The sequence below is a fragment of the Veillonella sp. CHU732 genome (assembly GCF_003992085.1).
Classification (GTDB): Bacteria; Bacillota; Negativicutes; order Veillonellales; family Veillonellaceae; genus F0422.
This window is the reverse complement of sequence record NZ_RQVC01000019.1, coordinates 21681-38131: the sequence shown is the minus strand read 5'-3', so window position 1 is coordinate 38131 and position 16451 is coordinate 21681. Positions and strand designations below refer to the sequence as shown.

Annotated in this window: 13 protein-coding genes; all 13 read left to right on the top strand. The window is 40.0% G+C overall.

Features of this window, described 5'->3' with window-relative positions:
• Positions 1 to 286: 286 nt before the first annotated feature.
• The 13 genes from EO121_RS07860 (at position 287) to rsmA (ending at position 16114) form a co-directional block, all read left to right on the top strand.
• Entirely contained in the window at positions 287 to 1912 is a 1626-nt protein-coding gene (locus EO121_RS07860; protein ID WP_240629416.1) for an aminotransferase class I/II-fold pyridoxal phosphate-dependent enzyme, read from the top strand.
• A 104-nt stretch (positions 1913 to 2016) separates the two neighbouring features.
• Complete coding sequence (locus EO121_RS07850) at positions 2017 to 2697, top strand: thymidylate kinase (protein ID WP_127167276.1); 681 nt, start codon at positions 2017 to 2019, stop codon at positions 2695 to 2697.
• A 223-nt stretch (positions 2698 to 2920) separates the two neighbouring features.
• Entirely contained in the window at positions 2921 to 3964 is a 1044-nt protein-coding gene (locus EO121_RS07845) for a hypothetical protein (RefSeq protein ID WP_127167275.1), read from the top strand.
• The gene (locus EO121_RS07840; RefSeq protein ID WP_127167273.1) at positions 3964 to 4809 is read left to right on the top strand and encodes a stage 0 sporulation family protein; all 846 of its coding nucleotides are present in this window, start codon (positions 3964 to 3966) and stop codon (positions 4807 to 4809) included. Before EO121_RS07845 ends, EO121_RS07840 begins: the two co-directional genes overlap by 1 nt.
• Entirely contained in the window at positions 4799 to 5518 is a 720-nt protein-coding gene (locus EO121_RS07835; protein WP_127167271.1) for a tRNA1(Val) (adenine(37)-N6)-methyltransferase, read from the top strand. Before EO121_RS07840 ends, EO121_RS07835 begins: the two co-directional genes overlap by 11 nt.
• On the top strand, positions 5511 to 6377 hold the full coding sequence (rsmI, locus tag EO121_RS07830; RefSeq protein WP_127167266.1) for a 16S rRNA (cytidine(1402)-2'-O)-methyltransferase: 867 nt from the start codon (positions 5511 to 5513) through the stop codon (positions 6375 to 6377). The genes EO121_RS07835 and rsmI overlap by 8 nt, the downstream gene beginning before the upstream one ends.
• The gene (gene metG, locus EO121_RS07825) at positions 6370 to 8319 is read left to right on the top strand and encodes a methionine--tRNA ligase (protein ID WP_127167265.1); all 1950 of its coding nucleotides are present in this window, start codon (positions 6370 to 6372) and stop codon (positions 8317 to 8319) included. Before rsmI ends, metG begins: the two co-directional genes overlap by 8 nt.
• The gene (locus tag EO121_RS07820; RefSeq protein WP_127167263.1) at positions 8319 to 9086 is read left to right on the top strand and encodes a TatD family hydrolase; all 768 of its coding nucleotides are present in this window, start codon (positions 8319 to 8321) and stop codon (positions 9084 to 9086) included. Before metG ends, EO121_RS07820 begins: the two co-directional genes overlap by 1 nt.
• A 69-nt stretch (positions 9087 to 9155) precedes the next feature.
• Positions 9156 to 10718 carry a Ppx/GppA phosphatase family protein gene (locus EO121_RS07815; RefSeq protein WP_127167261.1) on the top strand — a complete coding sequence of 521 codons (1563 nt, stop codon included), beginning with the start codon at positions 9156 to 9158 and terminating at the stop codon, positions 10716 to 10718.
• Positions 10719 to 10728: 10 nt separating this feature from the next.
• Positions 10729 to 12849, top strand: coding sequence for a polyphosphate kinase 1 (ppk1, locus tag EO121_RS07810; protein ID WP_127167259.1), 2121 nt, complete (start codon positions 10729 to 10731; stop codon positions 12847 to 12849).
• 628 nt (positions 12850 to 13477) lie between these two features.
• Positions 13478 to 14128 (top strand): 3D domain-containing protein, encoded by a 651-nt coding sequence (locus tag EO121_RS08680; RefSeq protein WP_164725897.1) that lies wholly within the window; start codon positions 13478 to 13480, stop codon positions 14126 to 14128.
• A gap of 577 nt (positions 14129 to 14705) precedes the next feature.
• Positions 14706 to 15245, top strand: coding sequence for a ribonuclease M5 (gene rnmV / locus EO121_RS07800; protein WP_127167257.1), 540 nt, complete (start codon positions 14706 to 14708; stop codon positions 15243 to 15245).
• A gap of 8 nt (positions 15246 to 15253) precedes the next feature.
• Positions 15254 to 16114 carry a 16S rRNA (adenine(1518)-N(6)/adenine(1519)-N(6))-dimethyltransferase RsmA gene (gene rsmA / locus EO121_RS07795; RefSeq protein ID WP_127167255.1) on the top strand — a complete coding sequence of 287 codons (861 nt, stop codon included), beginning with the start codon at positions 15254 to 15256 and terminating at the stop codon, positions 16112 to 16114.
• Positions 16115 to 16451 lie beyond the last annotated feature (337 nt).

Genomic DNA, 16451 nt, shown 5'->3' with positions numbered 1-16451 from the left:
GAATGGCACCAACCATACATATGATTGGTGCCAAAGAAGACTCGTAGGGTGAATACCCCAACATTTGACAGAGAGCCAGTTTTTTTATTATTTTGAACTATGATGCAGTATACCAATGAAAGGTAGAAGGTATATTTACAACGATACACAGTATGAACAGAATATAGGGATATATGTTAGTCGTGATAGAATTGCTTGAATGGATGTACAGAGTAGGGTAGAATACTAGAGAGAGTATTTATAATTAGGTGCTTAATGATATTGTGAAAGAATCAATAATAAATATATGAAACAAAATATAAATCAACACAGACTTCCTTTTGTGGAGTCTTTAGAACAATATAAAGAACAACATATGATTCCATTTCATACGCCAGGACATAAAATTGGCGTGGGAGCGCCTACATTGCTCACAGAGTGGATGGGTCCTGCTTTGCCTTATGATTTGGGATTGATGTATGCCATCGATGATTATCATGAGCCAGAGTGTGAATTACTGGAAGCACAACAACTGGCAGCGCAGGCATTTGGTGGAGACCACACGTGGTTTTCCATTAACGGCACATCGGGTGCGATTCAAATGATGATTATGAGTGCAGTGAAAGAAGGGGACTCTATCATCATTCCTAGAGAGGCGCACTGTTCTGTTCATAATAGCTTGGTATTAAGTGGGGCTAAACCCATCTATATGAAAGGGCGTTTTCATCCGCGCTGGGGCATACCCGTAGGGGTCACAGCGGAGGAGGCCATCGCTACGATGGATGCGCATCCAGAGGCGAAGGCAATAGTATTAGTGCATCCGAATTATTATGGTATAGGTGTGGATGTAAAACGAATTGTAGAGGCAGCCCATGAACGGCATATGCTAGTGTTAGTGGATGAAGCTCATGGACCACATCTTGTCCCATCATTAGGTATGCCAGTGCCTGCTTTAGCGAGTGGAGCAGACTTAGTTGCTCAAAGTACACATAAGTTATTAGGATCTTTAACACAGACCTCGATGCTCCATGGACAAGGGCCTCGTATTGATGTGGATCGCATCCAACGATTACAACAAATCTTGATGAGCACGAGTCCAAACTATATTTTCTTAGCATCTTTGGATATGGCTCGTCATCAATGGGTTACAGAGGGACAGTCTCTCATGAAAGACACATTGAACTTAGCTCGTACTTTGCGAAAGGCTCTGAATGAGATTCCTGGCATTGCTTGTCCTGGGATTGAGGATATAGATGGCGCTTTCAGTTTGGATGAAACTAAGATTATTATTGATGCAAAGGGCCTTGGACTTACGGCACAAGAGTTAGAACGGGAGCTGCGAGTACGTCATATTGAAGTGGAACTCATGAAAGCCTACCATGTCTTATTATTAATTACCATAGGTGATACAGACACATCTATACAACAGGTACTAGAGGCAGTGCAGAGTATCTCAGATATGTATACAAATACGTTGAAGGGTACCGCACAGGGGTGCAGAGCGCATGTGCAACAACACAATACAGGTTTACTTGACCAAGGTAATAACACGTCTTTTGATGCAATACATAGTACCAAGAATACGACAAAGAATAGTATTAGGGATAGTGTAGATGATGCACATGTTACGGATGATAACGATGTAGATGCAAGTACAATGGAAACACTACCGACACCAGCAGTGAAGCTTTCACCGCGGGAAGCATTTTATGCAAAGATGGAAACAATCCCTTTAGTACAAGCCCTAGGGCGAATTAGTGGGGAAACGATTACCTATTATCCACCGGGAATCCCTTGTTTAGGCGTAGGTGAAATCATAACGGAAGAAGTATTGGCATACATGAAACAGAAACAACGTGATGGGTATGTGCCGAATGGTGCGAGGGACCGCCAACTACAAACCATCCTGGTGTGTAAAGATGGTGAGATATAGAGGTATGGTGTGGATAGATATAACATGTATAGGGGAATCGGTGTGTGCAAATTTTTTGCAGTATCATATAATCTAAAGAATTGTCATGTCATAAGGAGATACATATGGGACAATTAATTATTATTGAAGGTGGCGACGGCAGTGGTAAGGCCACACAGACGGCAAAATTGTTGGAACGACTAAAAGTAGAAGGATACCCAGTACGGTCTGTAAGTTTTCCTAATTACGATAGTCCAGCAGCAGAACCAATTAAAATGTACTTACGAGGAGACTTTGGAAAAGAGGCGAACTCAGTGAATGCCTATGTGGCTAGTACCCTCTATGCCATAGACCGATTTGCATCCTATCGCCAAGATTGGCAACGCTTTTATGAAGAAGGCGGCATCATCATTGCCGATCGCTATACGACATCGAATATGGTTCATCAAATGATAAAGTACACTGATAAAAAAGAACGAAGTACGTTTTTACAATGGCTTGATCAATTAGAATACGATTTATATGGCTTGCCTAGACCGGATGCAGTCATCTTATTGGATATGCCTTTGTCCTTGTCAAAATCCCTGTTAGCAGAACGGACAGGTAAAACAGGAGGCAATACAGGCGATATACATGAAAAGGATGCCTCTCACTTGACGGCGGTTCATGATGCCTATGATATGTTGGTGAATACCTATGATTGGCATCGCGTGCACTGCGAGAATGAAAGCAATCAGTTACGCACTATTGATGACATTCATGAAGAAGTGTATGGTATTGCAAAACAATATATATGTAAAGGCTAGCCCCTAGCTAATGGAATGTGTCGTACCTATTCACTAGAGTGAATAGGTTAGTATCCTAGTTAGTCTGTTATGGTATGATACGCGTTCAAAAAAGATATGATAGAAACACCACATGGAGTGCAAATATTTTGCGGAAACCATGGGGTGTTTCTTCTTTTATCCGTGTATTTATTGCCATAACATGGTATAATTAGGGGTAGTCTTATGAGGTAAAGGAGGGTGTATGTCATTTTTTGAAACTGTACTTGGTCAACATCAAGTGAAAGAACAAATTACTACATTAATCCGAGATTCTGCTTTACCCCATAGCTTACTGCTCTATGGAGAAACAGGTTCAGAATCGACATCCATGGCTATCGCTATTGGGTCCCTATTATTGGGACGTCAGATTTTTTCTCCTGATGAAGGACGAACTTTTTTATCCACTATAGAGCAACAACGCATTGAGTCTGGTGAAAGTGAGAGCGCAGTCAAAGATAAAGGATTGCCAATCTATATTGATCAAGGTCAAGCCTTTTGGATTCGCCCTATGAAAACACAGCTCAGTGTAGAACAATGGTATACCTTATTAGAGAAGTATATCAATGTATCTAGTGATACACCACGGGTGGTTATCGTAGAAGGCTTTCAGACGGCCAATACTGTCTTAGCGAATGCAATGCTAAAAACGATTGAAGAACCACCACGGAATATGTATTTTATCATTGTAACTACCAATATCGACAATGTACTACCCACCATCGTGTCACGATGTATGCTCATTGGTATGCAACCAGTGCCAGAAGAGGAATTGGTGCAAGCCTTAACTAAGGAAGGTTATGCAGGAGATATTCGACGTGCTGTGCGAAGTGCTCGTGGAAATCCAACATTAGCTCGTCAGTGGGCGCAAGCTGGTGGTATTGAAAGTTTAGAAAAGGCTATGGAAGTACTAGAATGCGTAGTAGAAAGAAGTCATTTCTTTACTACCTTAGCTCTATCCTTTGAGGGACTTTCAAAAGAAGTAGTACTCGATATATTGAGTTGGCTACGTGTGTTAGCTAGAGACATGTTAGCTTTGCGATATGGTACAGAGAGTGAAAAGATGATACTAAGTGAGTATCGATTCCGCATGCAAATGATTTTACCACGATGGTCATCAAAATCTTTGCAACGAATTGTGCCCATTACTTTAGAAGCAGAACAGGCACTGCGCCTTAATGTGCGCTTAGGCCTTGTTATAGATGGAGTTATATTAGCCTTAAGGGAGGCTGTGAAGGAGGATATATAGTGGTTACTATAGTAGGAGTACGCTTTAAAAAAGCTGGCAAAATCTACTACTTTAGCCCAGGGTTTGTAACCCTTACGACAGGAGATGGGGTCATAGTAGAAACCTCTCGTGGTTTGGAATTTGGGGAAGTCGTAATTGGACCACGGAAAGTATCGAAAGATAGCGTGGTGCAACCGCTGAAAGAAGTGACGCGTAAAGCAACGCCAAAAGATCTGAAACAAGTAGAAAAAAATAGAGAGCGAGAAGAAAAGGCCTTTGAAATCGGCTTGGAAAAAATTGCCTATCGGGGGCTACCGATGAAGTTAATCAATGTGGAATACACATTTGATATGAATAAAATAGTCTTCTTTTTCACTGCCGAAGGTCGTATTGACTTCCGTGAATTGGTAAAAGACTTAGCCAATGTATTCCGGACGCGCATTGAATTGCGTCAAGTCGGTGTTCGTGATGAAGCGAAAGTACTAAATGGTATTGGTGCTTGTGGTCGTCCATTATGTTGTGCTACCTTCTTAGGCGATTTTGCATCTGTTTCCATTCGCATGGCGAAGGATCAAAACTTGAGCTTAAATCCTACGAAAATTTCCGGTATCTGTGGTCGTTTGATGTGTTGTTTGAACTATGAAAATGACTCCTACCTAAAGGGGGGCGACTTGTACTCACAAAAAGCAAAACAAGCACCTGTCGCTGTAGAACCGCCGGGCATTGGTAAAGAAGTAGTAACTGATGAAGGTTTAGGTAAGGTCTTAAAAATCAACAACATGAAAAAGACGGTGAAAGTCCAATTGGAGGCAGGTCGTACAATCGACCTACATTGGTCCGAAGTGGCATTGCCTGATGAAGAATAATATCACTACAACGGACTTGTTACTCAGTGGCTTTCAGCTATTTCAAGATGAACGAGAGTTTAAGTTTTCCATCGATGCTATTTTGTTGGGTCATTTTGGGTCGGTAAAACAGAATAAACACTATCTAGAATTAGGCACGGGGACAGGAGTCATTCCCCATGTGCTGTACCATCGAGGGGCCCGTCATGTAGTAGGGGTAGACTGCAATCCACGTGTCATTGAACTAGCGCAGAGAAGTGTTCTTCATAATGGTATTGCTGAGGCAGTATCCATGGTGGAACTAGATTATATGAGTGATGCTGGTAAAGTCTACTATGGTCAATTTGATGGTATCTATATGAATCCTCCCTATTTTGAACCGCACAGTGGGTTACTTTCAGAGGAAGAAGGCGTGGCATTAGCCTTGCACGAGCAGCGATATACTATGAAAGATATACTGCTACAAGCCCAACGGTATCTCAAATTTGGAGGCACACTGTGGATGATTTATACGTCTCCACGATTAGAATCACTAATAGGAGCCATTGAACAGACTCAATTTAGTATAAAACGAATGCGTTTTGTCCATAGTAACCGACATACAGTGAGCAAGCTAGTGTTGTTAGAATTAAAATATGGTGGAAAGCAAGGTATGATGGTGGAACCACCTTTATATATTTACGAAGTAGATGGTTCCTATTCAGATGAGGTACAAGCATATTATGAGTAGTCATAAAGGGACATTATTTTTAATTCCCACACCTATTGGGAACTTAGAAGATATGACCTATCGCGCTGTGCGCACATTACAAGAAGTAGATGTAGTAGCAGCGGAAGATACGCGTCATACAGGGGTATTATTACAACATTTTAATATTGCTAAGCCTATGATTTCCTATCATGAACATAATAAAGCGGAGAAGGGGGCTGACCTCATCCAGCGTTTATTGGATGGACAATCCATCGGTTTAGTCAGTGATGCGGGGATGCCTGCCATTTCTGATCCCGGTGAAGATTTGGTGAAAGAAGCCATCGATGCGGGCATACCGATTGTTCCTTTACCAGGTGCGAATGCAGGTTTAACGGCGCTTATCGCATCGGGTCAAAACACAAAGGAATTTCATTTCATAGGTTTTCTGCCGAAACGAAAGCAGAATGTAAAAGAGGTGTTATCACGGATTGCTACCTATGAAGGAACCCTGATTTTCTATGAAGCTCCCCATCGTATAGAAGAGACTATCCAAAGCTTGTATGAAGGTCTGGGAAATCGTCCTATTACAGTAGGTCGTGAACTGACGAAAAAGTTTGAAACGTTCACACGAACTACCTTGCTAGAGTTACGGAATGATTTCAATCAAATCGTAGAAAAAGGGGAATTTGTCCTCTTGGTGGGTGGCAAGGAGACTGTGGCAGATGAAACGAAGGTGGAGGAAGTACTGCTTTCACCACTAGAGGCAGCCTTAGCCTTAATCGAAGAAGGGGTGTCAAAAAAAGAGGCAGCCCGTCAAATTGCAAAAGAACGTGGCCTTTCACGGCGCAATGTATATAATGAAATTGAATGGTATAGTAAGGAGAGAACAGATGACTAAGAAACCGTATTATATTACGACACCAATTTATTATCCAAGTGCGAAATTACATATTGGGCATACATACTGTACGTCCATTGCTGATACAATTGCTCGTTTCAAACGCAGAGCTGGCTATGATGTGCGATTCTTAACAGGCTCTGATGAACATGGTCAAAAAATCCAACGTATGGCGGAATCTATGGGGATTACTCCGTTAGAATATACGACACAAATCGTAGATGGATTTAAACATTTGTGGGAAAAATTGAATATTTCTCATGATGATTTCATTAGAACTACCGATGAAAGACATATTAAATATTGCCAACATTTATTCCAAAAAGCATTTGATAATGGGGATATTTACAAATCTTCTTACGAAGGATTGTATTGTGTACCATGCGAAACATTCTGGCCAGAATCTAAATTAGGTCCAGAAAAAACATGTCCTGATTGCGGTCGTCCATTAGAAGTGGTACAAGAAGAGAGTTATTTCTTCCGCATGAATAAATACGCTGACCAATGGTTCAAATTTATAGAAGAGAATCCTGATTTTATTCAACCAGAATCTCGTCGTAATGAGATGATTCAATTCGTGAAACAAGGCCTAGAAGATTTGGCAGTATCTCGTACTAGCTTTAACTGGGGCATTCCAGTACCATTTGATGAAAAACATGTTATGTACGTATGGTTTGATGCGTTGATTAACTATATTTCTGCTTTAAACCCATTGGATGAAAACAGTGATTTATTTGAAACGTACTGGCCTGCAGACTTGCACCTAGTAGGGAAAGAAATCGTTCGTTTCCATACGATCATTTGGCCGATTATGCTCATGAGTCTTGGCTTGCCATTGCCGAAAAAAGTATATGGTCATGGCTGGCTTGTAGTAGATGGTACAAAAATGAGTAAATCCTTAGGCAATGTGATCGACCCAATTCCATTGATTGATACTTACGGTTCTGATGCGTTGCGCTATTTCTTGGTGAATGAAGTGCATTTGGGCAATGACGGTAATTTTAGCTTGCCTAACTTTATTACGAAAATCAATGCAGACTTGTCCAATGACCTTGGCAACTTGTTGAATCGTACCGTAGCGATGATTGAAAAATATCATGGTGGTATCATTACAAAACATGCGCCAACAGAAGATGTTGACAAGGATTTAATTGCTTTAGCTGAGCAAACAGTAAAAGACTACGAACAATTGATGGAAGATATGCAGTACAACAAAGCCTTTAAAGCGGTGTGGGCTTTCATTGGTCGTACGAATAAATACATCGATGAAACGATGCCTTGGGTACTAGCAAAAGGGGCTAATGAAGGCGATGCAGAACGCTTAGAAGCTGTCATGTATCATTTGGCAGAATCCTTGCGTATTATCGCTGTCTTAGTGGATCCAGTGATTCCAACAGGGGCTCCTAAAATTTGGGAACAACTTGGTTTACAAGGGTTTGCACAAGCTATGCTAGATGATGTACGCACATTTGGGGCTCTTCCGACTGGTACAAAAGTAGTAAAAGGAGATCCAATCTACCCACGTTTTGAAATTCCTGAAATGGTAGAAGTGGCGCCAGAAGCTGCAGAAGAATCCACTGAGGAAGCGGTAGATACTAGCAATATTCCACCGATTAAAGAGGCCATCGAATACGATGATTTTGCAAAACTAGATTTACGGGTAGCGAAAGTATTGACTTGTGAAGCTGTAAAAAAATCTAAAAAATTGTTGTTGTTTACCTTAGATTTAGGTATTGAAACACGTACGGTAGTGAGTGGTATCTCTCAATTCTACAAACCAGAAGACTTAATTGGTAAAAAAGTGATTTATTTGGCAAACTTAGCGCCGAAAAAAATCATGGGCCATATGTCAGAAGGTATGATTTTATCCGCTTCTAATGAAGAGGATCAATTAGAAGTAACGAATATTGAATTCTTAACTCCAGGAAGTGTGGTGAGATAATGCGGTTGTTTGATACACATGCGCATATCAATGATGAACGATTTGATAATGATCGGGAACAGATGATTCAAGACTGTTTTGGCCAAGGCGTAGAGTATATTATGTGCCCTGCTGTGGATCGTCAAACAGCAGAGTCTGCCATTGCTTTGGCTGAACAGTATGACCGTGTCTATGCAGCGGTAGGTGTGCATCCACATGAATCTAAAGATGCCACAGAAGAAGACTATGCATGGTTTAAACAAATGGCGTCCCATCCTAAAGTAAAAGCCATTGGCGAAATCGGTTTAGACTATTACTATGATTTTTCTGATAGAGATGTGCAAGCAGAGTCTTTCAAACGCCAATTAGCCATTGCGAGAGAAGTGGATTTACCGATTATTATTCATGATCGTGATGCACATGGTGCCATTCGAGATATGCTATTGGAACATGGGAAAGGCAATTATGGTGTTTTCCATTGTTTCTCAACCAGTTTAGAAATGGCAAAAGAATTTATTAAAATGGGCTATTATATTTCCTTTGCAGGACCTGTAGTATTCCCTAAATCTACGAATCTAAAAGAAGTAGCGAAGCACATTCCATTGGACCGTTTGCTCATCGAAACAGATTCCCCCTATTTGACGCCACCTCCATTTAGAGGGCGTCGCAATGATCCATCTAAAACACAATTTGTGGCTCAAGAAATTGCACAATTGCGTGGTATGGATGTAGAAGAACTAGCTGCTATTGCCTTAGAAAATGGTAAGCGTTGTTTTGGTATTGAGTAATATAGAATGAGAAAGGCACTTTCACAGTAGCATATACGGAAAGTGCCTTTCTGTGTACATAGGAGACCTATGAAACGAGTAGCATTAATAGATTTAGGATCAAACTCAGTACGGTTTGTCATTTCAGAAATTACAGATTCAGGCAGTTATCGCTTGGTATATCAACAGAAGGAGTCCATTCGCCTCAGTGAGGGTATGTGGACTCATCAAATGTTGACAAAACCTGCTATGGAACGCGCCATTAAAACCTTGAAAGCCTTGTCGCATATGGCAAAGGCTATGGGAGTTACAGAGATTCAAGGTATTGCTACAGCGGCTGTGCGATTGGCCACAAATGGTAATAGCTTTATTCGTCGTGTATATGCAGAAACAGGGATTCCTTTACGTGCCATTAGTGGAGAGGAAGAGGCATATTTAGGATTTTTAGGTGTTGTCAATACCATAGGATTAGATGATTTTATTGTATTTGACCTTGGTGGAGCTAGTATAGAAATTAGCTTAATTGAAAATCGACAATTAAAAAAATCTGTTAGCCTTCCTATGGGGGCTCTTGTGATGACAGGACAATTTAAATCGAGTCATGAGTTTACAAGTGCCGAATACGAAGCTATGGTGCGTTATATCCAAGAGGTATTGCATCGTGAAAGTTGGTTGAAACATGCCAAATTACCTCTTATTGGAATTGGAGGGACAGCCCGAAATATTGCCAAAATGGACCAACGGGAGAAAAATTATCCCATCCCTAAACTGCACAATTACAAGGTAAAAAAAGCGGCTATGGAGGCTTTGTTTCATCGGGTGAAAGAAACACCGTGGGAGGAACGGAAAAAGATTTCTGGGTTATCTGCAGAACGGGCTGATATCATCGTAGCAGGTATGGCCATTATTATAGAATTGATGGAGCATACAAGGGCATCGTCTATGATTGTCAGCGGTTGTGGCTTGCGGGAAGGGCTATTCTTTCAGTATTATGGAGCCAACTATTCAGCAGAGAAGTATGGGCTACCATGTCTTCAAAAAAATGGCGTTGTAGATGATATTGTGACCCACTCTACTTTAAATGTACTGCGTTCTTTCACGCCTCACGATGTGGACCATTCCTTATATATTGCGAAACTGGCAAAACAGATTTATAAACAATGGAAAGAACTAATGCCAGAAGGAGAGCGCTTAAAATTAATCTTGAAAGTAGCTTCTTTGCTCCATGATTTAGGAAAACAAATCAATTATTACAGCCATGCAAGACATAGTGCATATATGATTATTAATAGTAATCTCTATGGATTATCTCATCGAGAACAATTACTCAGTGCTTTTATTGCATCCTATTCCCATGGAGCAAACAGTAAATTTATTAAGCAGTCTCCATATCTCTCCGTACTAAAAGAAGGGGATCGAGAGATGATACAAAAATTGTCCTTTCCCTTAGCCTTAGCAGAAGCTTTTGAAGAAAGTCATGAACGTACCATTCGTTCCTTTCAAACCTATATTACAGATAAACAAATAGATATGCACGTTGAGGTGAAAGAATTAAGCCATATTCCTATGATGGAGATGGCTATCGAAAAACTAAAGAAGCAGTGTAAGAAAGAATTTAAACGTGAATTAGTGATACATTGGAAAGTTCGTTAGGAGTGATACTATGAAAGACTTTGATAATCCAAAGTATTATTTTAATCGTGAATTGTCTTGGCTGAAGTTCAACCAACGAGTCTTGCAAGAATCTATCGACAGAAGTAATCCACTCATGGAAAAACTACGATTTCTGACCATTGGTAGCTCTAACTTAGATGAATTTTTTATGATTCGCGTATCTGGATTGCGTCATCAAGAGCAGAGTGGCATCATTAAATACGATGCGGCCCATATGGATGCAAAAGCACAATTAAAAGCCATCAGTGAAGCTACGAAAAAATTAGTATCTCTACAATATACCTATTTCCATGATATTTTGAAACGCCTACAAAAAGAAGGGCTACACTTTGTCAAAGTAAAAGACTTAAAAGAAAGTGAATTACGATGGTTATACCAATATTTTCGCACTCATATCTTTCCAGTCGTTACGCCACTAGCTGTGGATGCGAGCCATCCCTTTCCATTCTTGGTGAATAAAACATTAAACTCGGTGGTGAAGATTCACCCTATCCATGATAAGTTCCAAGAGAAAATGGCTATATTGCCAATTCCATCTGTATTAAATCGAATTATTGAAGTACCCAATGATGTGCATCGTCATTTCGTTATGTTAGAAGATGTCATCAATTATTACTGTGAAGATTTCTTCGTAGGTCATCATATTGATTCTTTTACTACCTTCCGTGTAACACGTGATGCGGATTTAGATATTGAAGAAGAAGCAACCGATTTGTTGCGAGAAATTGAAAAATCTCTTCGTCGCCGACGTCGTGGTGAAGTGGTACGAGTGGAAGTATGTGAACATTACGATCCACAATTATTAGAATTTGTTTTGCAAGGCTTACAAGCAAAAAAAGAAGCCGTTTATATAGCAGAAGGAATTTTAGATGTAGCTTCCTTTAGCGAGTTTTGCAATTTACCTGGCTACGACCATTTGCGATATCCTGCTTTTACACGGCGAGAAATTCCTTGTGTAACAGATCGAGAAACTTTAGCTATCTTTGATTATATCCGAGAAAAAGATAGACTCTTGCACCATCCATTTGACTCTTTTTCTGTTGTAGAAGAATTTATAGCCAGAGCTGCAGTAGACCCGGATGTGCTAGCTATTAAACAAACCTTGTATCGTGTTAGCGGTGATTCACCTATTGTAGCCTCCTTGGTGAAAGCGGCAGAATTGGGTAAACAAGTGACTGTGTTAATGGAAGTAAAAGCCCGCTTTGATGAAGAAAATAATATTATTATGGCTCGGCGGTTAGAAAAAGCTGGGTGTCATGTGATTTACGGTTTAAGAGGCCTTAAAACGCATTCCAAAATTACTATGGTAGTGCGAAAAGAAGGTGATGTATTGCGCCGATATATGCACTTTGCTACAGGCAATTATAATGGTAAAACAGCAAAATATTATACAGATTGTGGCCTTTTGACTTGTCGAGAGTCTTATGCGGATGATAGTTCTTTATTTTTTAATACCATCTCAGGATATGCTGAATCACAGCAGTGGCAACATCTTATTGTAGCTCCATTGACTTTACGAGTTTCTTTGATAGAGCTCATAGATGGTGAGATCCGTGCAGTAGAGCAGGGAAAAGAAGGACATATTGTGGCGAAGATGAACTCTTTATTAGATAAAGAAATTATTGCCAAGCTATATGAGGCATCCTGTAAGGGGGTCAAGATTGATTTGATCGTTCGTGGTATTTGTACCCTTAGACCGGGGATTGAGGAGGTTAGTGACAATATTACTGTGCGATCCATTGTGGGGCGATTCTTAGAGCATCATCGTATTTTATACTTTAAAAATCACAGTGAAAGCCCTTACTATATTTCTAGTGCGGATTGGATGCCACGGAACTTAAATGATCGAGTGGAGTTAATGGTTCCTGTAGAAGATATAGCTTTACAGAAAGAATTACAACACATTTTAGAAGTTTACTTAGCGGACAATCAAAAAGCCCATGTCATGCGTGCGGATGGGTCTTATCGTAAGGTCATTGCTAAAGAAGATAAGATGTGCGCCCAACTTTCATTTATGGACCATAAGGATATAGATACTGTTGAAAGTATCGCTGAATTAGGACCCTGGGACCCTATTCTAGAACTTGAGACTACTGATGATGGTAAGTAAATATATATCTTCTATGGCAAGAGTCTAGTGGGTAATACATATAGGTGATACAAAGTTTTGGACATATTACAATGTAAAAACGTATCTACATGATTGAACTTGTATGCCTAAATCTATCTTTATTGTTATAAAAACAATATATAATACATGAAGTTAGCTACAAAACACACGATTCGTGTAATTTGTAGCTAATTTGGTTTAAAGTGATGTGGACAAGCTATGAGTTTAAGGTATGAGGTATTACTATAATGCGTATCATATCAATTTTGCATTATCAATAAAAAAGTATTGTTTTGAAAATATAGTAGACTTCTTTAGAGTGGGATTGTATACCATATGACCCCTGTGGATATAGTTATACACAAGGTTTAGGCTGTGCATAAGTTTGGAGCATGTTATACATGCAAACTATGGATAATTAAAAAATTATCAAAATGAGAATTCTTGAGTATAATATATAAAAGCATAAATCAAAATAAAGTGTCTTTATACAGTGGACTCAAAATAGTTTTTTATAAAAAATATAAAACTGTAGACAAATAAAGAATGGCTTTACAAAGCGATTTAGGAGCATATGTTTGACCTTATCTATCCGTCTGTGGTAGAATACCACTCATGGAGGTACTAGATGACAAACCGATTACTACAGCAAAAGCAAAAAGCAGTGCTTATGCTCACACTGTTACTAATAGTCTTTGTTACAGTCTCAGGCTTTATGTGGAATCATGGATTCCAAACTAAACAATTAGAAACACATCAAGTAGAAGTACCGGTAGCGGTACAATACGAACGAGTGGATACCTTACCCAAAGGAATGGAAGAAGTGTTACAGGAAGGCACACCAGGACTTGATGAGGTGCAGGAAGAAGTCCACTATAATCATGGTGAAGTAGTAGATACGAAAGAGCTACAGCGTACAACGATTACACCAATGAAACCTAAAATTATTCGAGCAGGTACACGAGATATAGGCGTATCACGTTCTTATAATCGCGTGAAAGAAGTCATCAGCATGGAAGCGACTGCCTATCTACCAACAGATGGTGGTGGAGATGGTATTACGGCAACGGGCATACGTGCACGTCATGGTGTAGTGGCTGTGGATCCTAATGTCATTCCATTAGGAACACGAGTATACATACCTGGATATGGTGAGGCAATCGCAGCTGATACAGGTGGAGACATTATTGGAAATCGTATTGATGTAGTGTTAGAAGATTATGGATCTGCCATGCAATTTGGACGAAGAACGGTAGACGTATATATCCTCTCTTCTTAGTCTATGTATCTATGGCGTTTTATTGTAAAAGTTCCGTCAGACCGCAATATACTTTACCGATAATGTCACGTTCAGATGTTTCTGTATAGTGCAATAAAAGAACACGGCACATTCCTTCGCAAACGGTATTTCATAATGAATTGTCACTTGCAACGACATTCTGTCTTGTGGCAGTTTGTGGACAAATGAATAAAGATAAGACCGCAATACACCCCCTCAGAAACGGTATTTCATAATGTTTCTTCGGGAGTATATTGCGGTCTTTTGTATGTGCATGTATAAGAATAAAGTGCCACAAGACGTTCTACTCATAACTGCGTTCCTCAGGAGGATAGTTAATGGCTACATTGCAAGTTTTATTTGTAGTATAGCATGTGGTGATCTTCTGCATGTTTAGAGTTTAAAAGTGAACGCCATAGACTACTACGTCTAATTGCGTTCATCTCGGAGGGGGCAGCGTTATTTGGCAATTTTGGGCTATGTATGATTTGTTGTTAGGTGTAGTATGATTAGTTAGAGCATGCTATAGGCTTCGATATATGATATAATAATAGAATATTATAGTGTGGAGGAGCTTATGTTAAAACAGGTCTTGGTGGTTGAGGGAAAATCAGATATTCAACGGGTGCAACAAGCCTTAGAGGTGGAGTGTATTGCTACGGAAGGGTTTAATTTGCGTAAGCCTGTGCTCAGTCGGATTAAGGATGCCTATGAAAAGAGAGGGATTATTATTCTGACAGATCCAGATTATGCAGGTGAGCGGATTCGACGTTTTTTGACGAAGCGATTCCCGTTGGCACAGCATGCGTTTGTGCCACGAGAGGAAGCTTATGCCAATGATGATATTGGGATTGAGCAAGCAAGTCCTGAATCCATCCGTAAGGCCTTAGAAGTGCTCCACATAGAATCTATGGAATCTTCAGAGTTGTTTACGATACAAGATTTAGTACAACATGATTTAAGTGGAGGTCCTAGCAGTGCTGCTATGAGGGCGCGCGTTGGTGCTAAGCTAGGAATAGGCTATGGGAATGGGAAGCAGTTTTTGTATCGATTAAATCATTACGGTATCAGCCGTGAAGCATTTTTTGAGGCACTTTCAGAAGAAGAAATACAGTAGGAGAATACATGATAGAATCAGTCATTGCAAGTCCAGAGGTTGTACATTATATATGCAAACGGTTTGGCATTCAAATGAGTAAAAAATTAGGGCAAAACTTTTTGATTAAGCGCACTGTGGTGGATAAGATTGTGCAGGCTGCGGAGTTAGAAGCAGGCGATGCAGTGTTAGAGGTAGGTCCTGGGATTGGTACATTAACGCAAGGTTTGGCACAAAGTGGGGCTAACGTTACCTCTGTAGAGCTAGATAGACGTTTGTTAGAGGTCTTAGACACGACCTTAGAGGCATACGATAATGTACGCATCATTCATGGGGATGTGCTGAAAGTTAATATCCCAGAATTAATGGATTATAAACCGTTCAAGGTAGTAGCGAACTTACCATACTATATTACAACACCAATTATTATGTCTTTGCTGGAATCTAAATTACCTATTGAGCGTTTAGTAGTAATGGTGCAAAAAGAAGTGGCAGAGCGTATGATTGCTAAGCCAGGTACAAAAATGTATGGCGCTTTATCAGTGGCGGTGCAATATTACACGGATCCATATATTGTCATGGATGTGCCACCTAAAGCGTTTTTACCGGCGCCTGAGGTGACTAGTGCCGTGATTTGTTGTCCATTACGTAGTGAACCACCTGTGAAAGTCCATAGTGAATCCTATTTCTTCCGTGCTGTGAAAGCAGGCTTTGCACAACGGCGTAAAACGTTCAGCAACACAATGAAGACTACTGGACTAAGTAAAGAAGCCATCGAAGCTATTTTGGCAAAAGCGAACATTGATGGATCACGTCGTGGTGAGACATTTACATTAGAAGAATTTGCCCTCATCGGTAACGCTTGGTATGAGCTAGATCAAGAAGGATAATATATGTAAAAGTTGGATAAGCAAGAACATACTTGTCTCTAATCGATGAGGAAATAGAGTTCCTATTTTGCGCATGCGACTGACTTCAAAATTTTACAAATAAACAATAAAAAGGGCTATACCCAATAGATGGGTATAGCCCTTTTTGTGCACTAGATTATACTAAAGGCGTAAACTGTATAGTTAGTTCCATAGCACGTTGTAGCATGTGATAGATATAACTTTTTTGTAGAGCATTGTGACAAACAGAAATGAGTGTATCATTCTCGGTGTCTGCATATACATAATAGGTGATATGACATGTTTTGATGGAAGTATGAAGTTATAGAACAAAAAT